Below are 23,884 nucleotides of genomic sequence, written 5' to 3'. Positions count from 1 at the left end.
GTCGTATGGCACAGGCTATTCGGAGAGTGTGTATTAGCGAGACAGATGGGTGATTGGAGTGAGGTTTCCGGGCCCGGCGCGATGATTTTTCTAGGTGCAGATAATTAGCGCAGGGTTTTAGCGTAACGCTAAGTCTGCTCTTAATCAGTCAACCAATTCTCTGAAGTTCATGTCATGAGCACCCATAATTTTGTGCACAGTTTCTGCTCGGCCCATACCGAATAATTGAAGATAACTCAACTAAATAGTCATTTAGTTGAGTTGGCTATCACGGCAGGGGGCTCAAGGCTGGGAGAGGGCGGCAGTACGTCGTTCAGCGATGCGTTCAACGGTTTGCATATGCTCCGTTCCCCATTGGCAAAGCGCCCCCAGCGCCGTAGCCAGGGAATGCCCGAAAGGGGTCAGCGAGTACTCGACCTTGGGCGGTATTTCCTGGAAATCCACGCGAGAGATGATCTCGTCGCGCTCCAACTCCTTGAGTTGCTGGATCAGCACCTTATCGGTTACGCCGCCAATCGCGCGTCTTAATTCACCGTATCGATGAACATTTTGCGCCAGGTTGAACAGCACCAGGGGCTTCCATTTGCCGCCAATCACCGCCAAGGCGGCTTCGAGCCCGCAATTGAATGAGTTATTGGCCATGATCGAGAAGGCTCCACATAGGGTACTTACTAAAAGGTGCATACTATTCAAAAAAATAGCGCAGATCTACAGTTGGGCCTCAACCTTATTCTTTGGAGTTCACCATGAGCAGGCTCAACGGAAAAATCGCAGTCATCACCGGCGGCAACAGCGGCATCGGCCTGGCAACCGCCATTCGTTTTGCGGCGGAAGGCGCCCAAGTCGTCATTGTAGGACGCCGGCAAGAGGAGCTGGACAAAGCGCTGCAACTGATCGGTCCTGAAGCCATTGCCATACAAGGCGACATTTCAAAACTGGACGACCTTGATCGCGTGTTTACGCGAGTCAAAGCCGCCAAGGGCCGAGTTGATGTGCTGTTTGCCAACGCAGGCCTGGGGGATTTCCAGCCGATCGGCGCGATCACAGAAGAGTCGTTTGACCGAACCTTCGGCATCAATGTCAAAGGCACGCTATTCACCGTACAAAAAGCCTTGCCACTGATGAGCGCCGGCAGCTCGGTGATCCTGACCGGATCGACCACAGGCACCATGGGCACACCGGCATTCAGTGTGTACAGCGCGACAAAAGCGGCGCTGCGTAATTTTGCCAGGAGCTGGGCGCTGGACCTTAAAGGCACGGGCATTCGCGTCAACGTGCTGTCGCCAGGGCCAATCTCGACACCAGGCTTGGACCTCGCGCTTTCAGGCACAGGCCAGAAGGAAGCGATTATTAACGACATGACCGCGCAGGTACCGTTGAACCGCATTGGCAAGCCGGAAGAAGTTGCAGCGGCAGCCTTGTTCCTGGCATCGGATGAGAGCAGCTTCATGACGGGCAGTGAAATGTTTGTTGATGGCGGGTTTGCTCAGGTTTGAGGGAGATGGGGGTTTTGCCTGTTGAAATCTGACGGGCACTGCCTCTGATTACGCAACACATAATTACGCATAATGTATATTATGTTAAATCATATGTCATATTGGAAATGTTCACGAGCCTCATAAGGTACTGATTCGACAAACCCGCTTCTGACGTCCAATCTCTCAACGGGCCATGTTCTTCGTGTTCATGGCGAGCCATTAAATGAGGTGGCTGCCGATGAAGCTGATTCAGTGCCATTAGCGTGTACCGCTGTTCGTGCAAGCTGGCAACGCAACCCCTTTCATCTCAGTCATTCCGCTCATCTGCATTCAAATCAAACTCAGGCACCGAACGCACAGTACAACACTGCTATGGCAAATCTGCGCGCGATTCGGGCTTTTTACACATACTCCGAAAGCAGAGCCCTAAAGTTCATCTGTGTCCTGCAAATAGAGCTCGATGAGAATGTGCGGGAGCACCAGCTTCATTTCAGGATAAGAAAGTCACCCAGAACCTCGGTGTTGAACCAGTGAGGATTCAGCTCTTCCAGTACTCCTTTGCCACCGATCCGTCCACTGAGCGCCAATGATCAGCGGTAAAGCTTTGCAAACACAGCACCCGCAGATATGGCGCTTTGATGGCGCGCATGTCTGATGATATAAACGAAGCGGTACGTTGTCGACTTCCTCGTACCCTGCTGTATGCCCCTACTTTCACTACTCCACCAGACAACCTAACGCATAGGATTTCGCATGGCCACTCCCTACTACCCAAGTCGTAAAGCATTTATCGAATCATTGGGTGCTACATGTAAAAACTGGACTTGGAGCTGGTCGTTTGTGAATCACCAAGAACGCAAGGTCATATTCGGCGCTTGGGATATTCATATAAACAGCGACCGTACACTCATACTTTGCGAAAGTTGGAAAATTGAGAATGGGCGCCGCAACAATGGCTACGAGCAGAGCGTCGAGCATCTCAGGCTAGTCACCGAGCAGGGATACGAGCTTTATGCGTTCAAAATTATGCACTCGGACGAACTCCAGGACGAGGACGGCGCAGGCCCCGCAAAGATCAAAGACTTTGAACGATTTATCACTCGTAAATGGCTGCTTCAGCAGAAAGGTCAATGGTACGCGTGTGAGGCACCACCAACACCTGCAATCCCTGAAGAGGTCAGTCAGCCAGAACTCTACCTAGAGGGAGCGCTGCGAGAGGTAAAGGTTAACGCATACGAGCGCAATGCTCAGGCCCGGGAAGCATGTATTCAGCATCACAAGGCCGTGTGCGCAGCTTGTAAATTTGACTTCGGCTCTGTCTATGGCGAGATTGCCAAAGAGCTTATCCATGTTCATCACATCGTACCTCTGGCCACGATCGGAGAGGAATACAAGCTCGATCCAATAACCGATTTGATACCGCTGTGTCCGAACTGCCATGCAGTCGTACATCGCGGGGCCGAGGTTTTGAGCATAGATGAGCTAAAAGAAGTCTTAGCCACAGCAAATGCAGGGATGCCTGGTCTTGTAGCAATCAATAATACGCAGCACTGCCCTGAACAGTGATTTAGGAATGAAACTTCGCCACTGTTTCCACCCTAGGTAATAATGTCATTGTCCGTTTTAAGATTCGCATGGTCTAAAATTCGCGACCATCAGGTAAGTAAGTACGCCCTACTATTGATTGCTCCTGTCGTTGTAAAACCGTTGGATTTCACCCCTACTAGGAGGCCGATCCATTTGCGGCTGAAGGGGCTTTGGGGGTTGCCTCTGGTTGTTGCAGGGGTGTGGGCGACCTTGGCCGGCATCAGCCTAGAGTGGGCCTATGGAAGCTCCGCTGAGCCTGGAGCATCGATTCCCGATGCATTGAAGATCCTTGATCGCCTCAAAAATATGACCTGGCTGCTAGTCACTACTTCTACTGTAATCTTGCTATACAGCATTAGCATTCTACGTTGGGGATTCCACTGTGCTGCGATCCGGCTGCTGAGGAGATGGTTTCCCACTATTAGCCTGCCGCACTGTCTTTTCTTTGTCGTCAATACATCAGGATGGGGGATGTGGCTCGCCATCTACGGATTTGGCATATTTCAAGCGATCAAATGGTGGGTAAGTGCAGGCAAACCTACCTATGTGTTGGACGCCAGTAACTTGACCGAATCGTTGTTACACCTAGCCGTTCTTTGTGCCTTGGGTGGGTTGCTTAATCTGACAACCCGAAATAGTAATGCAGGGTTGCGAGCGCTTTATGGAGGGCATCGAGGACTCAGCTTTTTGGTCACCCTCGTAGGTATCCTTATGATGTTCCTCATTGGCAGTAGCCTATTAATACTCGGTCAGCTTCAGCGGTAGAGTGAAGAACTGTGTGCACGAATTGTACATGCACCCTCCTCTGTAACCTGGACTGTCCGAGCGTAATCTATTAGCTCATTACTAGGAGCACGCCCCAAATATGGAAACTCAAGTGCTCAGCACCTATGCCAAAGGAGACCGATTCGAAGCGCGGGTCTTTGAATTCCTCTCTCGTGAAATTAATGAAGGTCGCTTTTATACCTTCCGACCTGATTGCTGCAAAATTTTCAGGAAGAAAGGCTACTATTCGCGTGACCGAGAAGACTTGATTATCTTTGACATTTCGGTCGAAGTGTTCCTGCCTGGCTTTGAGACTCCATCATTACTCGTGCTCATAGAGTGCAAGAATTACAGCGGCACAGTGTCTGTAGGGGATATCGAAGAGTTCGGATCTAAGATCAGCCAAGTGGCCGGCTTCAATGCCAAGGGTATTTTTGCGTCCGCAAGTGCTTTTCAATCCGGGACGTTCAACGTCGCTCGAAACCGAGGCTTCGGTGTTTTGCGTTACTTCGATCAATCTGAGTTTCGATGGGAACTTCCTCGCGCCTTGCTAACCGGCGAACGCAGCGCTAAAGCCCGTAAGCGCGCAGAGATTGAATATGCCTTAACCCAGACGGATTTTCGGCCTACCGTTTATAGCGCCTATGCTGTAACTCATACTGGTTTTGCCGATGGTTGGGAGGGCATCTGGAAAGGTCTCGACTTGGAGAGTGCTTTTAGCAAGAACGACCTTAGCCTGATTCGTCAGCCCACATTTATTTCAACACCTAGGGTTGCGTTCATTTCGCGTGACAAAATAGATCGCTTGGCTCAGCAGGCTTTGAAATCCATTTCATACATCCGGGGAGAGGTCGATCTTACTAAGCTAGTGTCTAGGGAGGCTGATGTCAGCGGACTGTCCGTGAGCTTCTTAGAGGACTCGGGCTCAGCGCTCGGCAGTATCACGTTCAGCCCGCTTGAAATCAAAATCTTCGCAGTAGACTCCCAATCCCACTTGGCCCGATTCACACTAGCCCATGAGTTGGGACATCACGCTCTAGGCCATAAACGCTACATGACACGAGAAGCCATCCGAGCCCAGGACATTGACCAGAGTCAGCTCATCACCATCCCTAAGGGGGAAGTTGAGCGGTTAGAGTGGCAAGCAAATACGTTTGCTTCATGTCTCTTAATGCCTAAAGACGAATTTCAGGCTGCGTTTGGGTTGTTACTACAGCATCTTGGTATCCGGAACCGTGGTCACGGCCTTCTGTATCTAGACAGTCAGAGGGACAACGTCATCCAGTTTCATGCCGTATGCAACTCACTGAGCAAGTATTTTAACGTTTCGAAGACAGCGATACGTTTGCGCATGTTGGCATTAGAACTGTTGGTAGAGGCTGGTCGGCAGGCCTGAAAGATTTGCATCGGAAGGGAAATCTATGTCCCGTGTTTGAGCGGTGCTTGGCGTTAATCAAGACTGCGATACAACGGAAAATGACGATCAGCAGAACTCAGTATGCATATGCTTGGCGAGGTGAAATACGGGACAACTCTTACGATAAACCGCAACTCTCCCCTGTATCCAACAAGCTACCAAAGGAGTACCGGTCAGGCGACCTACGACGCCACAGCTACCCAATCACTCCAAAACATCAATCACCCGAATCACCCGATCATCCACCCCCTGCCCACTCCCCTTCTTCTCCCTACGATCATTAATCCACCCCCCAACCTGAGCAGCAAACTCCGCTGGCGACTTGCGCCCAACCTTCCGCGCAAGATCAAGAATGGTCTGTTGGGCCAGCGCGTCTTCCATACGCTTCTGCGCCGTCATCATGGCCGCATGGACTGAGCAATGACCCTCCAGCGCCCACGCCGGTGGCGCACCCTCAAACAACGCGCAGCGCCCGCGGATCTCGCGGCAATTGAAGATGAGTTTCTGGCCGTCGATTGCGTTGACGATATCGAGCAGGCTGATTTCGTCAGACGGCCTGGACAGCTTGAATCCGCCGCGTACGCCTTCGGTGGCCACGACCAGTTTGGCCTTGGCCAGCTTGGTGAAAATCTTCCCGAGGTAATCCAGGGGCACACCTTGCAACTCTGCGAGGTCGCGCACGCTGGCCTCTCGGCTTTCGCCGCCATCGCCCACCAGGAAAATCAGGCAATGAATGCCGTATTCGACGCCCGCGCTGTAAAGAGACATGCCAATCTCCGACTTAATTAGTCGCACAACCTAACAGAAAACCGTGGGGCAATCCAGCTCACAACGCGTTAAACCACTGTTTTCCAGACACCAGACCGCTATGCCAAGAGCCCCATTTCGTAAGGCTTTGGAGACTTTTCCCTCGTCGTTTAAAGCACAGCCTCGCAAAAAATAACCTTGCACGGATTAACTACGACAAATATAGTCGCCGTTATCGAGCCACCCATCACCTCACCCTCAAGGTAAAAAAATGAAGCAGCACATTCTGATTATTGGCGCGGGTTTCGGCGGACTGTGGACGGCACTGAGCGCGACGCGCCTGTTCGACATCCATGACCGCAATGACATCGACGTAACCGTATTGGCCCCGCAAGCCGAGCTGCGCATCCGTCCGCGCTTTTACGAACCGGATGCTCACCAGCTGTTCGCGCCGATTGGCGAGCTGTTCGACGCGGTAGGCGTGACCTTCATCAAGGGCGCGGCCGAGACCATCGACGTCGAACAAAAACACGTCGGCTACCTTGATGCCTCCGGCAATCGGCAAGCGCTCAACTACGACAAGCTGGTGCTGGCCACCGGCAGCCGGCTCGCCATGCCAGGCACACCGGGTGTGGCGCAGCACGCCTTTGATGTCGACCAGATAGAGCAAGCCGTACGCCTGGAGACCCACCTCAAAGCGCTGGCAGACCGCCCCTACAGCAAGGGCCGCAATACGGTGGTTGTGGCTGGCGGCGGCTTCACCGGCATTGAAACGGCAACCGAAATGCCCGCACGTTTGCGCGCTATCCTGGGTGAAAACGCGGATGTCGAGGTGATCATCGTCGACCGCAGCGAAGCAATCGGTGCGTCGATGGGCGCTGAAATCGGCCAGTCAATCGCTGAGGCCAGCGCGGAGCTGGGTGTGAAGTGGCAGTTGAAATCCTCGGTGGTTGCCGTCGATGAAAATGGCGTCACCCTGGACAATGGCCAGCATCTGGAAGCCAGTACCGTGATCTGGACCACCGGCGTGCGCGCCAGCTCGCTGACCGAGCAGATCCCCGGTGAGCGGGATGCGCTCGGGCGCCTGCACGTGGATGCAAACCTCAAAGTCATCGGCCAACCCGATGTCTTCGCCACCGGCGATGTGGCTTACGCCGCCACCGATACGCTGGGCAACCACGCGTTGATGACCTGCCAGCATGCGATCATGCTGGGCCGTTACGCCGGCAATAATGTCGCCGCGCAGGTTCTGGGGGTGGATCCGACACCCTACAGCCAGCCCAAGTACGTGACCTGCCTGGACCTGGGTGGCTGGGGCGCGGTGTACACCGAGGGTTGGGATCGCCAGGTCAAGTTGACTCGCCAGGAAGGCAAATCGCTCAAGACCCAAATCAATACGGTGTGGATCTACCCTCCGGCTGCCAACCGTGAAGCGGCGTGGGCGGCGGCGGATCCATTGATCCCGATTGCCTGACAGGCCTTTGACGAGAGTGGCCGGTACCCATCCCGGCTCACCTCTCAACTAACAATCACCGCAATACGCCATAGATCTCAGCAACCACCTGCCTCGTCGCCTCCTCGATCGTCCCTTCATTACGGCATAACACCCATCCATGCGCGGCAGCCGCTCGCTCGAATGCCTCGGTACACGCGGTATGTTCTTGCAGCGAATGGATCACGGTACTGCCCAGTCCACGCCCGCGTGCGGCAGCCCTTGCCCACGAGATCTCGGGTGCAGTGACGACCCCGACATGCAGATCCGGCACTCGCACGTTTCGCTCGATGTTCAACCGCAGGATCTCTTCCATCGGGACGCTGCGGCGAAAGGCGGCATCCGACGGATACCAGCGGTCAATCAAGACAATACTGCCTGCTGGCTGCTTGGGCAGCACGTGTTGGGAGATCCAGGCGCGACTCTCCGCGAAACGCTCGCACACCGCCCACTCCAAATCCCGCCCCGGGTGTCTAGCGAGGGTGTTAACCAGGGCCATTGCTTCACTTCTATCGGGATCGTTATTTCGCTCGCACAGCCGGATCACCTTGTTGTTGTCAGCCCGAAGGGCTTTGGTAACGGCTTCCAACAGCGTGGTTTTACCCGTGCCCTTGGGCCCATCCAGAGAAATGAACAGTGATGGTTTCACTCATTGACCAACGATTGATAAAGGCATTGACGGACTCTAACTGAATTTCTGGAAAAGGTACGGCACGCCCATTCCGTCCCGGAATAAACGTTAGTCCCATTTGCGTACTACAGACGCTTCATTGCGCCCTTTAGCGTGCCTGCTTCGACGCCCACCAACGCCCCGCCAGTAAGGAACCCTTGATGCACAGACTATTCCGGACGATCCTCGTTTTCTCAGCACTGTCCCTGTCCATAGGGTCTGCTTTTGCGCAGTCGGTCGACACCACCCAACCGCATTCCAGCGAAGTCACCCTGGTCGATATTCCCGTCAGTCCGTCCCACAAGATCACCGTCGAGCGTCGCGGCAAGATCGTCCTGATTGGCATCAACCGGCCCAACATCCAGAACAGGCTTGATCCGGAAGCCTATCTGGCCCTCGCCAAAGCCTATTACGATTACGACCATGACCCTTCGCTGCGCGCCGCTGTGTTGTTCGGATACGGCGATAACTTTTCCCAGGGCGTAGACGTTGAGGGCTTCAAAGCCGTTGCCAGTTCGGGCGGCGTCACGCTCGGTGACGGACTTATCGACCCTCTCGGCAAGAAGATGCCTTTGCTCACCAAACCCTTGATCGTGGCGGTGCACGGCGACACCTGGAACCTGGCGCATGAGCTGTTTTTGGTTGCCGACATACGGGTCGCCGCGAACAACACCGACTTCGGGCAAGACGAAAACACTCACGGCCGTTTCCCGGGCGGTGGTTCGACGGTGCGCTTCGTGCGCGAAGCCGGCTGGGGCAACGCCATGCGCTACATTTTGACGGGCGATCATTGGACGGCCCGTGAGGCTTATCGTATGGGCACAGTCCAGGAGATTCCCGATCCACAGTCAGCGCTCGACAAGGCGATCGAGCTTGCGAACAAGATCGCCGCCAATGGGCCATTAGGCATCAAAGCCTCGCTGGTCACTGCGCATCGCGTGATCGACCCGGTGCAAGCTGAGGCGTTGTCCGGGTTGGATACGCAACGGGCAGCACTGTATAAATCCGAGGATTTCCAGGAGGGTCGCAAGGCCGAGGCTGAAGGGAGAACGCCGGTCTATCAGGGAAAATAGGTCCGCAATGGGAGCGCGCGGTTAAGCCCTTCGCACGCTCCGTCATTCAAATACACGCAGTATTTCTTCCAGCGTTTTCCCATTGTTTGCCCTAAAGGATCCCGCTTCACCAAAGATCACCTGAATGTCGGCCTTCGCGAAGAAATCCCCTGCGAGGAAGTCAGGCGACGTACTTTCCGGCAATACCAGATAAAGCCTGGTGTCAGTCGTACCGAATCGATGCTTGTAGTACGCCAGCTGGCCAAAAGCGGTATAGAGCTGGGGTGACATTGATGCGCTGGTTTTGACCTCAAAAATTGCTTTAGCTTTGTTAGACACCTTGTCTACCAGCGCTAGATCGACTTGGTGCTTGCCCACCTCCAGACCAGGGTAGCCGTCAACAAGGAGGTTCAACTTGCGATCGAGTGCGTTGCACAGCGGGCCATGTAAATACACGTAGTCAATCGTGTCAGCGTTTGGGGTGTAGGATTTGTCACCTTCGTACTCTTCGTTGGTTCGCCAGCCAACGTCGGGCTCTACGCTACCCTCCGGAGAAGAATCGGCAGCAGGATCATTCTGCGCATCCGCCTTCACACGTTCTTTCAGGCGTTTCACCTCATGGACAAATTCGGCGATGTCATTACGAATTGAGGGAGAGTCGGTCGACGTCACTGCGATCATCTCCGATGTGCGGTCGCTGTCATCGACCTCATGCAGCCAAAACCGGAAATGCTCAAGCGAAATTTCTCGTGGTACCCGCCCACGATAGGCAGTGAAAGTACCGCGATGGAAAACCATAGTCATTCCATCCTCGTTGGTCACAAGCACTCCGGAGATTCTGCGGTTCAGCTCGTATGGGATGTTAATTTCCGCATCGGGAAAAAGAGTTCCTCCCTCATGATTCAACTTGAACAAGTGAGCTTGGCGTCCCTCCCAAGGCGCGGGAATAGCGAACAACATTTCGCCCAGATCGGTCTCTAACGAGTAGGTGGGACAAGTGGCACGGTCCCCGCCGGGAAACGCCCATTCACGCTCAGACTCTGACTGGGCCAAAGCAATGAGTGTTTCTTGCAGCGAGCGGGTTCCTTTCTGAAGCTGATTGTTTGCAGTGATCGTCTTCACGTTCCAGCACCTCCCTGTAGACCATCGGATCATGGTGGGCGGCTTAGGCGCGCCCACCGATGGCAAAATGCCGATGATAGCACTTTGATGCACAGGCATTGAGGGGTGGACAATACAGATTCAGTTTCTACCCGTTGCGCCCAAACCTCTTAATCCCCAACCCCAAACTCTCTCGCAATGTCGTCCCCTCATACTTCGTCCGATACACCCCCCGCTCCTGCAACAACGGCACAACCTCCCGGGTAAACCGCGTGAACTGCTCCGGGTGCCCGATATAGATGTTGAACCCGTCCACCGCCCGCGCTTCAAACCAGTCCGCCATTTTCTGCGCCACGGTGTCCGCGCTGCCCACAAACGCCCCCGGGCGCAGTTGCCGGCCAAATTCCACGGCCTGGCGCAAGGTGAAGCCTTTCTCTCGCGCCTGATCAGCAATGCGTTTGGCCGCCGTGAAGAAACTGCTGCGCGCCGCTTCCAGGCTCTCCTGGGGAAACGGCGCATCCAGGTCGTACTGAGTGAAATCGTGCCAGCCAAAATTACGCCCGAACTCCTTCAACGCCAGTTCAAAGCTATGGTCGGCCTGATGGTAGTGCTGCTCGATTTCCCGAGCATGGGCGTCGGTATCGCCCACGTAAATCTCAGCGCCAGGCATGACCAGCAGTTGCCCGGGGTCACGGCCGTGCTGCTCTGCCCTGCCCTTTACCTCTTTATAGAACGCCTGGCCCTGCTCGATGCTGGCGGCATGGGTGAAGATGACATCGGCGGTGGCTGCGCCCAGGTCGCGGCCTTGCTCGGAGTCGCCGGCCTGGAAGATCACCGGCTGGCCTTGGGGTGAGCGTTGGATGTTCAACGGGCCGACCACGGAAAAATGTTCGCCCTTGTGGTTCAGGTTGTGCAGTTTGCTGGGGTCGAGGAATTGGCCGGTGCTGCGGTCGCGCACGAACGCATCGTCCTCGTAGGAGTGCCACAGTCCCTGCACCACCTGCACGTGTTCGGCGGCGCGGCCATAGCGAGTGTCGTAGTCGTAGTGTTCGTCACGGCTGTAGTTGCCGGCGGTACCGGCATCGCCACTGGTGACCACATTCCAGCCAGCGCGGCCTTTGCTGATCAGGTCCAGGGAGGCCAGGCGTCGGGCCACGTTATACGGCGAGTTATAGGACGTGGTCAGGGTGCCGACCAACCCGATATGCCGCGTGCTCACGGCCAACGCCGACAACAGCGTCAGCGGTTCCAGGCGATTGAGGTAATGAGATGGCGAACCGGGGGTGATGAACTGGCTGTCGACGATAAACACCAGGTCGAACAGCGCCGCCTCGGCCTGGCGGGCAATGTCGATGTACCAGTCGACGTTGACGCTGGCGTCGGCCGGCAATTGCGGGTCAAGCCACAGGTTGTGGCGGCCTGGCCCGCCGCAGCCCATGGTCAGGGCGCCGAGTTTCAGTTGTCGTTTGCTCATGTCAGGGGAATTCCTTGAGACGTTCAGGGCTGCTGTTGGGCGACGGCAGGTTGCAAGGACGCTGCAAAAGAGTCATCGAACAAGCTGGCTGCCGAGTACGACTTGACCAGGCCCTGGCCGGCGAAAAAGTCCACGGTTTTTTGCGCTTCCACCGGCGACTCGGCCGTCACCGGTTCCACCGTGGTGCGCGCCCGGGCAAACCAGGCGCGGGCGATGTCGGCGTCTGCTCGGGTGCGTTTGGCCCAGGCATCGGCATAAGCGTCGGCGTTGGCCGGGTTTTGGCGAGCCCACTCACGGGCTTTTTTCAGGCGCTGCAGGAAGTCGCTGATCGGTGCGCGCTTGGCGTCCACGGCCTTGGCGCTCGCGGCAATATAGCTCTGGGCGGGAATCAGGCCTTCGGCGGTGGCCAGCACGCGCGCGCCCTGCCGTTCCTGCTGTGTGACATAGGGTTCCCACGTGGCGATCACGTCCACCGAACCGCCCTCCAGGGCATGGGACGCATCCAGTGCGCTGAGGTAGCGCAGTTCCAGCGAGTCCACCGGCACGTTAGCGTTGGCGAGCGCCGTCAGCAGCAATTGCTGGCTCCAGGAACCTTTCCACACCGCAGCGCGCTTGCCGGAGAGGTCCGCCAGGCTGTGGATCGACGAATCCTTCTTCACCAGGATGGCCACGCCATCTAGGTTCTGCCGGGTAATGCCGATGACCTTGATCGGTGCGCCCAGTGCGCCGAGGAACAACACCGGCGCATCCCCCAGCAAGCCGATATCCAGGCTATTGGCATTGAGCGCTTCGGCCACCGGCGAACCGGCGGTAAATTGCTTCCACTCAAGGGTGTACGGCAGGTCATCCAATACCCCCGCCGCTTCCATCACGGCCTGGGCGTTGTAACTTTGGTCGCCCACCACCAGCGTTTGCGCGTTCGCGGCCAGGCACAGCAGTGCGGCGGCAAGCCCGGCCGCCAGTTTTGTCAGGTAACGCACGTTCGCTCCAGATGCCCTTTCGGGCACGTCAGGTCGATCCGCGTGCGCGGTCTCGGCAGTGTTGTAGGGCGGTCACAATGACGGCCAAACCCGCGCCTGTAAAATACTCATAATGCATATCCTAATTCTTTATAAATGCAGTAAATGCATTTTATGGCACTAGGCAGTCATCCTGACGCAGGCCCTCACATTGCGTAGCGCCAAGCACCACCTACACTGATTCAAACCCAGCGATTCCGGGCCCTTTTCTCACCGGGCCACGCCGATGCAGCTGCATTCATCGTTCAAAAAAACAGATCGATCAGAGCAACCATGAAAGAGCAGCCCCGGCAGCGTGCATCCAGCTCCAAACTGGTCGGTATTTCCCGACAGACACACCTTCTGGCGCCCTTGAGCCTGCTGTGCATCGCCTTGGCGGGCTGCACCGTCGGGCCGGATTTCACGCGACCGGATGTCCCTGCCGGTGCCGACTACCAACGCGAAAAACTCACCAGCACCGCCAAGGCCGACATCAATACCGGCGGCGCGGCCCAGCGGCTGGTGGCCGGCATGGATATTCCCGGGCAATGGTGGACGCTGTTCCGTTCGCCCACGCTCAACACCTTGATAGAAGAAGCCCTGCGCGCCAACCCGGACGTCAGCGCGGCGCAAGCCTCCTTGCGCCAGGCCAACGAGCTGGTCTACGCCGACCAGGCATCGCTGTTTCCCTCCGTCACCGCGAATGCCTCGAAAACCCGCGAGAAAGTCTCCGGCGTCACGGCGGGCTTGCCAGAGTCGCCCATCCTGACGGTCAGTTCAGCCTCCCTTAACGTGTCTTACGCACCGGACGTGTTCGGCGGCACGCGCCGGCAAATCGAGTCCACCACGGCGCAAGCCGACTACGAGCGTTTCCAGCTGGAGGCGACCTACCTGACGTTGACCGCGAATGTGGTCAACACCGCGATCAGCCTGGCCTCTCTACGCGACCAAGTCGCCGCCACCGAGGAAATCATCCGGTTGCAGGGCGGCCAGCTCGAACTGTTGCAGGCGCAGCGGCGACTCGGCGCCATCGGCGACAGCGACGTGTTGACCCAGCAGACCGCCCTGGCCCAAACCCGTGCGACGCTGCCGCCCTTGCAGAAGCAATTGGTGCAAACCCGCAACCAGTTGATGGCTTACCTGGGCCGGTTTCCGAACCAGGACCGTGGCGAGGCGTTCAATCTGGCGTCCCTGAACCTGCCGCAAGAGCTGCCGGTCAGCCTGCCCTCGGCGATCGTTGGTCAACGTCCGGATGTGCGCTCTGCCGAGGCGCAACTGCATCAGGCCAGCGCCAACATCGGTGTGGCGGTGGCCAACCAGTTGCCCCAGTTCAGCATTACCGGGTCCGTAGGGTCGACCGTGGCCAGCGGGACCAAACTGTTTTCTGCCGGCTCCGGTGTATGGAGCCTGGCCGGCGCCATCGCCCAGCCGATCTTCGATGCGGGCAAGCTGGAGCACCAGAAGCGCGCGGCCGTGGCCGCCTATGACGAGTCGGCAGCGCGCTATCGCGGCACCGTGATCACGGCATTCCAGGACGTGGCCAACTCACTGCGCGCACTCGACGCCGACGCCGATGCGCTCAACCAACAGGTGGTGGCCGAACGTTCCGCCCAGGCCAACCTTGATCTGGTGCAAGCCCAGTTCAAGGTCGGCGCCGTGGCCTACATCAACCTGCTCAACGCCCAGCAGACCTACCAGAACACCGTGCTGGCCCGGGTCAAGGCACAGGCGGCGCGCTACAGCGATACCACGGCGCTGTTCCAGGCCCTGGGCGGCGGCTGGTGGAACCGCACCGACGTCGATCCGGCCACCGCCGGCAAACCGGACCGGTTCGGCCTGCCCTCGTGGCAAGAAATCATGCCGGCCAAGAATGCGGCGCGCCTGAACTGAACCATTGAAACAGTGAGAACCTTCCATGGCTGACGTCAACACCGCCCCTGCCCTGCCCCACGAACCGGGCGCACCGCGCAAGCGCCGCTTGTGGCGGCCGATGCTGCTGATGATCCTGGTGGTGCTGGTGATTGTCGCGATCATCGCCGGGGTGAAGTACGTGCAGATTTCGGCACTGATCGCCCAGTCGAAAGTGCCCTTGCCCGCCGCCGTTGTGACCGCCCTGCACGTGCCATTCGAAGAATGGCAGCCCAACGTCTCTGCCGTGGGTTCGATGAAAGCGGTGCGCGGTGTGGACGTGACCACGGAAGTTGGCGGCATCGTACGCACCCTCGGCTTCAAGCCCGGGCAGGAAGTGGCCGCCCAGGCACTGCTGGTGCAGTTGAACGCCGACTCGGACATCGCCCAGCTGCATTCCCTTGAAGCCACCGCCGACCTGGCCGTGATCGTGCTCAAGCGCGACAAGGCCCAGTTGGCCGTCAACGCCATCTCCCAGGCCCAGGTCGACACCGACACCGCCGACTTGAAAGCCAAGCTCGCCGCCGCCGAACAACAACGGGCGCTGGTGGAGAAAAAATCCATCCGTGCACCCTTTGCCGGGCGCATCGGCATTACGGCAGTCAACCCAGGCCAGTACCTCAACCCCGGCGACAAGATCGCCACGTTGCAGACCTTTGACCCCATCTACATCGACTTCAGCGTGCCGCAGACCCAGCTGGAAGCCATCGCCATCGGCCAAGCCGTATCGGTCACGGCCGACGGGCTGACCAACCAGACCTTCACCGGCCGCGTCAGCACCATCGACACCCAGTTCGACGCCACTACGCGCAACGTCACCTTGGAAGCCACCGTCGACAACCCCAAGCAACGCCTGGTGCCTGGGATGTTCGCCCGCGCCGTGGTCAACGCGGGTAACCCGCAGCGTTACCTCACCGTGCCGCAAACTTCGGTCACCTATAACCCTTACGGCACCACCGTGTTCATCGCCACGTCGAGCAAGAACGACAAAGGCGAAGAGGTGCTCACGGCGCAACAGACCTTCATCACGACCGGACCGACCCGGGGCGATCAGGTGGCGATTCTGTCTGGCGTGAAGGAAGGCGACCTGTTGATCACCAGCGGCCAGATGAAGCTTAAAAATGGCTCGCCGGTGAAGATCGACAACAACGCCGCGCCGTTGAACGACCCCGCGCCGACTCCGCAAGAACACTAAGGGTGTCCCATGAAGCTTACCGATACCTTTATACATCGACCGGTCTGGGCGATTGTCGTCTCGCTGTTCATCCTGATCCTGGGGCTGCGCTCGATCTTCGAGTTGCCGGTGAATCAATGGCCGCGCACGGAAAACACCGTCGTCACCATCACCACCGCGTATTACGGCGCGGATGCGTCCACGGTCGCCGGCTTCATCACCCAGCCGCTGGAATCGGCCATCGCCCAGGCCCAGGGTATCGACTACCTGTCATCCACCAGTATCACCGGGGTCTCGACCATCACCGCCACCCTGCGGCTTAACTACGAGGCCAGCAAGGCGCTCACCGAGATCAACACCCAGGTCAACTCGGTCAAGAACCAGTTGCCGGCCCAGTCCCAGGAACCGGTGCTCACCGTGGCCGTCGGGCAAACCACTGACGCCATGTACCTGGGTTTCTACAGCGACACCTTGCCCACCAACAACATCACCGACTACCTGGTGCGGGTGGTCAAGCCCAAGCTGGATTCGCTGCAAGGCGTGCAAACAGCCGAAATCCTCGGCGGCCGCCAGTTTGCCCTGCGCGCCTGGCTCGACCCGAACAAGCTGGCGGCGCACAACGTATCGGCGCAGGACGTGTCCACCGCCCTGGCCAATAACAACTACCTGTCGGCCGTCGGCTCCACGCGCGGACAAACCGTCACGGTTGACCTCACGGCCGGCACCGATTTGCACACGGTGGATGAGTTCAAGCGCCTGGTCATCAAACAGAAAGGCGACGCCCTGGTGTACCTGGAAGACGTCGCCACCGTCACCCTCGGCGCCGAAAGCTACGACAGCAGCGTGGCGTTTTCCGGCAAGCGCTCGGTGTTTATCGGAATCAAGGCGGCGCCGAGTGCCAACATCCTGACCGTGGCCGAGAGCGTGCGTGAAGCTTTCCCGGAGCTGCAGTCCCAGTTGCCCAGCGGCGTACGCGGCGAGATCGTGTATGACTCCACGGCCTTCATCAACACCTCGATCTATGAAGTGGTGAAGACCCTGGTCGAGGCCATGATCATCGTCTCGGTGGTCATCTACCTGTTCCTCGGCTCGTTCCGCGCGGTGATCGTGCCGTTGGTGGCGATTCCGCTGTCGTTGGTCGGCACCTTTTTTGTCATGTACCTGCTGGGGTATTCCATCAACCTGTTGACCCTGCTCGCCCTGGTGCTGGCCATCGGGCTGGTGGTGGATGACGCCATCATCGTGGTGGAGAACGTCGACCGACATATCAAGGAAGAAGGCAAGAGCGTGCTGGACGCCGCGTTGACGGCGGCACGGGAACTGGGTGGGCCGATCCTGGCGATGACGGTGGTGCTGGTCGCCGCCTATGTGCCCATCGGCCTGCGTAGCGGCCTGACGGGTGCACTGTTCAAGGAGTTCTGTTTCTCGCTGGCCGGCGCGGTGACGGTGTCGGCCGTGGTTGCGTTGACCCTGTCGCCGATGATGACGTCCACACTGTTCAAGCCCGGGCAGGAAGAAGGACGCTTCGCCCGCCGCCTCGACGGCTATTTCGACTGGCTGCGCAAGCGTTACCACCGCGTCCTGTCAGGCGGGCTGGATATCTGGCCGGTGCTGGTGACCTTTGGGTTTGTGCTGTTCCTGCTGGTAGCCGCCAGTGGCATGACCGCCAAGAGCAAGCTATCACCCACCGAAGACCAAGGCCTGGTGTTCATGCAGATCAAAGGCCCGCCCACCGCCTCGCCGCAGCAGATGGAGCGCATTGCCGACCAGGCGTTCCAGATCGCCAACAAAGAGGCTGAATACGCGCAGATGTTCCAGCTGACCGGGTTGCCGATTCTCAACCAAGGCCTGGGCGGCGTACTGCTCAAGACCTGGGACGACCGCACCCGCTCCCAGGCCCAGTTGATCCTGGAACTGCAGCAAAAGTGGAACCAGGTGCCGGGCGCAACCATTGCCGCGTTCCCGCTGCCGTCGCTGCCAGGCGCCCAGGGCTTGCCCGTGCAATTCGTGATCACCACCACCGACTCAATCGAGAACCTCAACGAGGTGGCCCAGGCGGTAATGGCCGAAGCGCAGAAACAACAGCTGTTCTACTTCTCCGACATGGACCTGAAACTCGACAAACCCCAGGCCCGCCTGGTGGTCGACCGTGAAAAAATCGCCGCCCTGGGCATGACCCAGGCCGACGTCGGTGCCGCGTTATCCGCCGCCTTGGGTGGCAACTACGTGAACTACTTCTCCACTGCCGGGCGCTCGTACAAAGTGATTCCCCAGGTGTTGCAAGTCGACCGCCTGAACCCGGAGCAGATCCTCGATTACTACATCCGCACGCCGTCGGGCAGCATGATCCCGGCGCGTACGGTGGCGCATATCGAAACCTCCACGCAGCCGGAGTCGATCAACCACTTCCAGCAGCTCAATTCGGCAACCCTTTCGGGTGTGAGTGGCGTGGCCCAGGGCGAACTGCTGGCCAAACTCAACACCATCCTGAAAAACGTCGCGCCGTCGGGCTACACCTCTGATTTTTCCGGCGAATCGCGCCAGTTCATCCAGGAATCGGGAGGGTTTGTCGGGCTGTTGCTGTTCTCGATCCTGATCGTCTACCTGGCCCTGGCGTTCCAGTTCGAAAGCTTCCGCGATCCGGTGGTTATCCTGTTTTCGGTGCCTCCTGCCCTGTTTGGCGCGCTGGCTTTTATCACCATGGGCTACGCCTCGATCAACGTGTACACCCAAGTGGGCCTGGTGACGTTGTTGGGCTTGATCACCAAGCACGGCATTTTGATCGTGCAATTTGCCAATGAACTGCAACGCGCCGGGCGCAGCAAGCGCGAGGCTATTGAAGAAGCTGCAGCGGTTCGGCTGCGGCCCATTTTAATGACCACCGCCGCAATGGTGCTGGGCGTAGTGCCGCTGGTGTGGGCCTCCGGCGCTGGCGCGGCGGGCCGGCACGACATGGGCCTGGTGATTTTCAGCGGGCTGTCGATTGGTACCCTGCTGACGCTGTTCATGGTGCCGGCGATGTATATGTTCATTGGTGCCACGCACCATCACGAAGCAGAACAGCCAGTGCCGGAGTACCCGGTGCGAGGTTGATTGAGCACTTCAGCACAATCATCGAGCGCTTCAGCACAGCCCTCTATTCGGGGGCTGCCTAGAATCGACGCTCACCTCCCACCTGGACGCCTCCTGGATGAAACTCAACGCCTTTGTGCCCGCACTCGCCATCGCCCTGTCAGCCAGCAGCCACGCTGCCAGCTTCAGCCTCAGCAGCCCGGACATCGCTGACGGGCGCCCGCTGACCAAACAGCAAGAGTTCAGCGGCTTTGGCTGCAACGGTGACAACCTTTCCCCGGCGCTGGCCTGGAGCAACGCTCCCCAGGGCACTAAAAGTTACGCGATCACCGTCTATGACCCTGACGCTCCCACGGGTAGCGGATGGTGGCATTGGACGCTGGTCAATCTCCCGGTTTCCGTAAACAGCCTGCCGCGCAATGCCGGCATGCACCTTCCAGCCGGCGCCGTCGAAGGCCGCACGGATTACGGCAAGCCCGGTTTCGGCGGCGCATGCCCACCCGTGGGTGACAAACCCCATCGTTATCAATTCACGGTATGGGCGTTGAAAGTCGATAAGCTGCCGATCGACAATCAGGCCAGCGGTGCCCTGGTGGGCTACATGCTCAACGCCAACAGCCTGGCCAAGGCCACCCTCACGTCGCCCTACGGACGCTAGCCACGATGGATGCACACGACGCCCTGCAGCACCGCGAAAACATTCTCGAAAGCTGTGTGATCCAGGCCCGGCACCTTCACACCCTGCGGCGGGTGCCGATCTTCATGACGGCGTTGTGTCGTGTGCGCCAAGGGCAAAAGCGCTTGCAGTGGGACGAGCAGGAAATGCTCGCCGGCCCGCAGCATCTGGTGCTGATGCCGGCTGGACGTGAGCTGGGCGTGTCGAACTTCCCGGGGGCACAGGGTCACTACATCGCGGATGTGGTGTCGTTTCCGGTGTCGGTGTTGCGTCAGTTCATGGCCCGCTACGGCGAGCAATTCGCCCGTTCCGCGCCGGGGCATGTGAATACCGAGTTGTGTGTGCGCCTGGATAAACAGACCCGGCAAGCCTGGGATCAACTGTTGGTTGCACTGAATTCGGGCGCGCCCGCCGCGTTGTGCACGCACTATGGCGAAGCGGTCCTGCTGTGCCTGTGCTTGTCCGGCCAGGCGGGCCCGTTGTTGATGGGGCGCAATGATCCGCTGTCCGAACGCGTGCAGCGACTGATGATGAGCAATTTGTCCAAGGACTGGACGATTGCTGCCGCGGCCCATCAGTTGAATGTGGGTGAGTCCACGCTGCGCCGCCAGTTGGCCAACGAAGATGCGAGCTTTCGCTCGATCCTCGAAAATGTGCGGCTGGCAGCGGCCTTGCAGCGTTTGCAAACCTCTTCCGATCCGATTGGCGAGATCGCCAGCGCCTGTGGCTACGCCTCGCCTTCACGCTTTGCCGTGCGCTTCAAAACCCACTACGGGCTTTCACCAAGGGCACTGCGCGCCGCGATTTGACGGCGTTTCGTCTTGTCCATCGACTAACTGTGAACCCTGGATCCATGTGTTTGGCACATGCCTCATGCTCAAACGTCATAATCCCTTGTTCACCTGCATGGTAATCTCGCGCCACCACGAATAGACATTGATCGTCACAAGACGATGACCAGAGCCAGGAAACAACATGCCGAAAATCTCTCACTCAGCACTGCGCCGTAATTTCCGTGAACTGCTTGCAAAGCCGATCTGCGTAGAAACCGCCTCCGTCTTCGACCCCATGTCCGCCCGTATCGCGGCCGACCTGGGCTTTGAAGTCGGCATCCTCGGCGGTTCGGTCGCATCCTTGCAGGTACTGGCGGCACCCGATTTTGCGCTGATCACCCTGAGTGAGTTCGTCGAGCAAGCCACGCGGATCGGCCGTGTGGCCCAACTGCCATTCATTGCCGACGCCGACCACGGCTACGGTAACGCGTTGAACGTGATGCGCACCGTCGAAGAGCTCGAACGTGCCGGCGTCGCCGCGCTGACCATCGAAGACACCCTGCTGCCCGCACAATTCGGGCGCAAATCCACCGACCTGATCTCCATCGATGAAGGCATCGGCAAGGTCAAGGCCGCGCTGGAAGCCCGCGTCGACCCGGCGTTGTCCATCATCGCGCGCACCAATGCCGGCGTGCTGCCGACCGAAGACGTCATCGAACGCACCAAGGCCTACGAAAAAGCCGGCGCCGACGGGATCTGCATGGTCGGTGTCAAAGACTTCGATCACCTGGAGCAGATTGCGCAGAACCTCACGGTGCCGCTGATGCTGGTGACCTACGCCAACCCCAAGCTCAACGACAGCGAGCGCCTGGCCAAGCTGGGCGTGCGCATCGTGGTGGCCGGCCACGGCGCCTACTTCGCCTCGATCAAGGCCACCTACGACAGCCTGCGTGCCCAGCGCAACATCACGTCCAGCACCTCGAACCTCAGCGCCACCGAACTGACCCACACCTACACGCTGCCTGAAAGCTACGTGGCATGGGCCGAAGAATTCATGGATGTGAAAGAGTAACAACCCCGCCCTGCTCTCCTGCCAATGGCAGGAGAGCCCGCATCACTTCGTGAACATCCGGGCCACACGTGTGACGAATCTGGGCGCGCCGAAGATAGGCGCGTGAATCAGATGCCCTGGCCGCCAGACACTTCGATACGCTGGGCATTGACCCAGCGGTTGTTCTCGGACAACAGGCCGGCGATCATCGGGCCGATGTCATCCGGTACACCGGCACGCCCCAGGGCGGTCATGTCGGCGAAGATCTTGTTCACTTCCGGGTTGTCGCGCACCGCACCGCCGCCAAAATCCGTCTCGATGGCGCCCGGTGCCACGGTATTCACCGCAATCCCGCGACCGCCGAATTCCTTGGCCATGTACACCGACAGCACTTCCACCGCCGCTTTCACCGCCGCATAGGCCGCGTAGCCGGGGAACGATACGCGGGTGAGCCCGGTAGACAGGTTGACGATACGCCCGCCGTCGGCGATCAGCGGCAACAACGCCTGGGTGAGAAAGTAAACGCCCTTGAAGTGCACGTTGACCAGCCCGTCGAACTGCGCCTCGCGGGTGTGTTCGATCAGCGCGTAGTCACCGTGGCCGGCGTTGTTCACCAGGTGATCGAAACGGTCGCGCTGCCAGTGATGGCGCAGCACGTCAGCCAGCTCGCTGGCGAACGCGGCAAAACCGCTGACATTGCCAGTGTCCAAGGGCAGCGCCACGGCTTTGCGGCCCAAGGCCTGGATCTCGGCGACCACCGCCAGCGCATCGTCTGCACGGCGCTGATAGGTGACGATGACATCGCCGCCCTGGCGCGCAATGCTCAGGGCAGTGTTACGACCGAGACCGCGGCTGGCGCCGGTGACGAGGGTGATGTGGGTCATGGCAAGGCTCCTCTGTGGGTGTGGGCCCATGATAGGAAGCTGCCTGGCAGAAGGCGTTGCCGGAAACTGGAGGTTGTTTGCCTATTGCTGCCAATCAGGCCGAGGCCATGGCCCCGCCTTTAGCCGCCTCAACCTCCTTGATCGGCGGCAGGCCGAACATCCGCGCGTATTCGCGGTTGAACTGCGACACGCTTTCATAGCCCACATTGAACGCCGCGCTACTGGCCGAGGCCCCTTCGGCCATCATCAGGCGACGAGCCTCGATCAGGCGCAGGTTCTTCTGGAACTGCAGGGGTGACAACGAGGTGATCGCACGGAAATGCCGGTGGAACGACGACGGGCTCATGCCCGCCGTTGCGGCCAGTTGATCAACCGGCAGCGGTTGCTTGAAGTCTGCCCGCAGCACCGCGACCGCCCGTGCTACGCGATGGGCCTGGCCTTCTGCCCAACCCAACCTGCGGATCGCAGCGCCGTGACGGCCCACCAACAGCCAGTAATGCAGCTCACGTACCCGCTGTGCATACAGCACTGGAACGCACTCGGGAAAGTCGAGGGTACGCATCAAGCGCAAGGCGGCATCGACCACTTCGGCATCGGTGCGCTCGGCGGCTTTGAGCGGCGTGTCGACGCTCGACGGTTGCGGTTTCATCTGCAACGACAATTCGGCAATGACGGCCGGGTCCAGGTCGAGCACGATCGACAGGTAAGGCTCTTCGGCACTGGCCCGGGTGATCTGGCTGACGGTTGGGACATCGGCGGTGATCAACAGCGAGTCGCCCGCCTGGAAGGTATGGGTCTGCGTGCCCAGGGTCACGTCCTTGGCGCCCTGCAGCACCAGGCAGATCAGGGGGTTGGGCATGGCGTGGATCAGGCCGCTGGGCGTGGTCGAGCGAATGGTCGTCAAACCGGGAACCGGGGTCTGGGCGACACCTGCAGCGTCGGCGTTGGCCTCGACATACTGGCGCACAGCGTCGAGCAGTGTATGGGGCATCGGGATCATCCGTCCTGTGTCAAAACGCGCCGCGACTGAAAGTATGCGGCCAGACACAGATTAAGCGAAACGATGCCCTGCGTATCCACCTGCACCGACCAGGTCGGCACAGGTGACCCACGGTCAATAATTGGCGTTGGGGTTGCCCACGTCCACATAGCCATTTTTCGGTGCGATGATCACCTCCAGTGGCGGCGGCGTCACGCCGAAGCCCTTGAACTGGTCCGACAGCCCCTTGTACCAGTCCTCCTGTTGTTTCTTGCGTGCATTGTCAGCCTTGATATCGGCAATGATCGCGTAGATCAGCCCACCCACCGCCGCAATCCCGCCCACGGCGCCCGCCAGTGCACCGGCTGCGCCGCCGATGGCGCCGGCTGCTTCTGCCACGCCGGCTGCGACGGTGGTGATGCGCGGCACCACATAGGTGGCCACTTCTACCGCGCCGGCCACAGCCGACAACCCATTGAGACCGGCAAACGTGCCCTGGAAACCTGCCGCCACCTTGTCACCGCTTTGCGCCGCGTTCTTCGCCGAAATCGCCCCGGTAACCAACCCCAGCACGTTGCCCGCGACA

General features: G+C 58.9%; 20 protein-coding genes. 11 read left to right on the top strand and 9 right to left on the bottom strand.

Translation table 11 applies throughout. The annotated features are described in order from the left end of the window. Positions 1-282 precede the first annotated feature (282 nt). Positions 283-642: a helix-turn-helix domain-containing protein gene (locus tag HX803_RS09405; protein ID WP_178920152.1), complete on the bottom strand. Its 360-nt coding sequence runs from the start codon at positions 640-642 to the stop codon at positions 283-285. 104 nt (positions 643-746) lie between these two features. Between HX803_RS09405 and HX803_RS09400 the strand changes: the two genes are divergently transcribed. The 3 genes from HX803_RS09400 (at position 747) to HX803_RS09390 (ending at position 5,226) form a co-directional block, all read left to right on the top strand. Next, positions 747-1,496, top strand: a complete 750-nt coding sequence (locus HX803_RS09400) for an SDR family NAD(P)-dependent oxidoreductase (protein WP_178920151.1) — start codon at positions 747-749, stop codon at positions 1,494-1,496. A 735-nt stretch (positions 1,497-2,231) separates the two neighbouring features. Next, the gene (locus HX803_RS09395; RefSeq protein ID WP_178920150.1) at positions 2,232-3,044 is read left to right on the top strand and encodes an HNH endonuclease; all 813 of its coding nucleotides are present in this window, start codon (positions 2,232-2,234) and stop codon (positions 3,042-3,044) included. 886 nt (positions 3,045-3,930) lie between these two features. After that, the gene (locus HX803_RS09390; protein ID WP_178920149.1) at positions 3,931-5,226 is read left to right on the top strand and encodes an ImmA/IrrE family metallo-endopeptidase; all 1,296 of its coding nucleotides are present in this window, start codon (positions 3,931-3,933) and stop codon (positions 5,224-5,226) included. 225 nt (positions 5,227-5,451) lie between these two features. Here HX803_RS09390 and HX803_RS09385 read toward each other — a convergent pair whose 3' ends face one another. After that, positions 5,452-6,015 (bottom strand): Rrf2 family transcriptional regulator, encoded by a 564-nt coding sequence (locus tag HX803_RS09385; protein ID WP_178920148.1) that lies wholly within the window; start codon positions 6,013-6,015, stop codon positions 5,452-5,454. Positions 6,016-6,265: 250 nt separating this feature from the next. On the opposite strand from HX803_RS09385, the gene HX803_RS09380 reads away from it, so the two are divergent. Beyond that, the gene (locus tag HX803_RS09380) at positions 6,266-7,468 is read left to right on the top strand and encodes an NAD(P)/FAD-dependent oxidoreductase (protein ID WP_178920147.1); all 1,203 of its coding nucleotides are present in this window, start codon (positions 6,266-6,268) and stop codon (positions 7,466-7,468) included. Positions 7,469-7,523: 55 nt separating this feature from the next. On the opposite strand, the gene HX803_RS09375 is transcribed toward HX803_RS09380, so the two are convergent. Next, on the bottom strand, positions 7,524-8,135 hold the full coding sequence (locus HX803_RS09375; RefSeq protein WP_178920146.1) for a dTMP kinase: 612 nt from the start codon (positions 8,133-8,135) through the stop codon (positions 7,524-7,526). 182 nt (positions 8,136-8,317) lie between these two features. On the opposite strand from HX803_RS09375, the gene HX803_RS09370 reads away from it, so the two are divergent. Continuing rightward, entirely contained in the window at positions 8,318-9,229 is a 912-nt protein-coding gene (locus HX803_RS09370; protein ID WP_178920145.1) for an enoyl-CoA hydratase-related protein, read from the top strand. A 42-nt stretch (positions 9,230-9,271) separates the two neighbouring features. On the opposite strand, the gene HX803_RS09365 is transcribed toward HX803_RS09370, so the two are convergent. The 3 genes from HX803_RS09365 to HX803_RS09355 form a co-directional block, all read right to left on the bottom strand. After that, positions 9,272-10,330 carry a hypothetical protein gene (locus HX803_RS09365; protein ID WP_178920144.1) on the bottom strand — a complete coding sequence of 353 codons (1,059 nt, stop codon included), beginning with the start codon at positions 10,328-10,330 and terminating at the stop codon, positions 9,272-9,274. A gap of 127 nt (positions 10,331-10,457) precedes the next feature. Next, on the bottom strand, positions 10,458-11,783 hold the full coding sequence (locus HX803_RS09360) for an LLM class flavin-dependent oxidoreductase (RefSeq protein ID WP_178920143.1): 1,326 nt from the start codon (positions 11,781-11,783) through the stop codon (positions 10,458-10,460). Positions 11,784-11,806: 23 nt separating this feature from the next. Beyond that, positions 11,807-12,763: an ABC transporter substrate-binding protein gene (locus tag HX803_RS09355; protein WP_178920142.1), complete on the bottom strand. Its 957-nt coding sequence runs from the start codon at positions 12,761-12,763 to the stop codon at positions 11,807-11,809. 312 nt (positions 12,764-13,075) lie between these two features. On the opposite strand from HX803_RS09355, the gene HX803_RS09350 reads away from it, so the two are divergent. The 6 genes from HX803_RS09350 to HX803_RS09325 all read left to right on the top strand — a co-directional run bounded on the left by HX803_RS09350 (position 13,076) and on the right by HX803_RS09325 (position 21,456). Further along, positions 13,076-14,671: an efflux transporter outer membrane subunit gene (locus tag HX803_RS09350; protein WP_178920141.1), complete on the top strand. Its 1,596-nt coding sequence runs from the start codon at positions 13,076-13,078 to the stop codon at positions 14,669-14,671. 25 nt (positions 14,672-14,696) lie between these two features. Then, positions 14,697-15,884 carry an efflux RND transporter periplasmic adaptor subunit gene (locus tag HX803_RS09345; protein WP_372339905.1) on the top strand — a complete coding sequence of 396 codons (1,188 nt, stop codon included), beginning with the start codon at positions 14,697-14,699 and terminating at the stop codon, positions 15,882-15,884. Positions 15,885-15,893: 9 nt separating this feature from the next. Further along, positions 15,894-18,956, top strand: a complete 3,063-nt coding sequence (locus tag HX803_RS09340) for an efflux RND transporter permease subunit (RefSeq protein WP_178920140.1) — start codon at positions 15,894-15,896, stop codon at positions 18,954-18,956. A gap of 97 nt (positions 18,957-19,053) precedes the next feature. Further along, a complete protein-coding gene (locus HX803_RS09335; RefSeq protein ID WP_178920139.1) occupies positions 19,054-19,593 on the top strand; it encodes a kinase inhibitor in 540 nt (179 codons plus the stop codon). Between the two features lie 5 nt (positions 19,594-19,598). After that, entirely contained in the window at positions 19,599-20,420 is an 822-nt protein-coding gene (locus HX803_RS09330; protein WP_178920138.1) for a helix-turn-helix transcriptional regulator, read from the top strand. Positions 20,421-20,586: 166 nt separating this feature from the next. Next, positions 20,587-21,456: an oxaloacetate decarboxylase gene (locus HX803_RS09325; protein WP_176996135.1), complete on the top strand. Its 870-nt coding sequence runs from the start codon at positions 20,587-20,589 to the stop codon at positions 21,454-21,456. Positions 21,457-21,563: 107 nt separating this feature from the next. Here the strand turns inward: HX803_RS09325 and HX803_RS09320 are convergent, their stop codons facing one another. The 3 genes from HX803_RS09320 to HX803_RS09310 form a co-directional block, all read right to left on the bottom strand. Beyond that, positions 21,564-22,319, bottom strand: coding sequence for an SDR family NAD(P)-dependent oxidoreductase (locus HX803_RS09320; RefSeq protein ID WP_178920137.1), 756 nt, complete (start codon positions 22,317-22,319; stop codon positions 21,564-21,566). Between the two features lie 94 nt (positions 22,320-22,413). Beyond that, positions 22,414-23,310: an AraC family transcriptional regulator gene (locus tag HX803_RS09315; RefSeq protein WP_178920136.1), complete on the bottom strand. Its 897-nt coding sequence runs from the start codon at positions 23,308-23,310 to the stop codon at positions 22,414-22,416. Positions 23,311-23,433: 123 nt separating this feature from the next. Further along, positions 23,434-23,884: hypothetical protein (locus HX803_RS09310; RefSeq protein ID WP_178920135.1), on the bottom strand; the 451-nt coding region annotated here is incomplete at its 5' end.

Origin of the sequence: Pseudomonas sp. P7548, assembly GCF_013386585.1 — a bacterium.
Lineage (GTDB): Bacteria > Pseudomonadota > Gammaproteobacteria > Pseudomonadales > Pseudomonadaceae > Aquipseudomonas.
The sequence above is the reverse complement of the archived record's forward strand: the minus strand, read 5'-3'. Positions and strand labels throughout refer to the sequence as shown.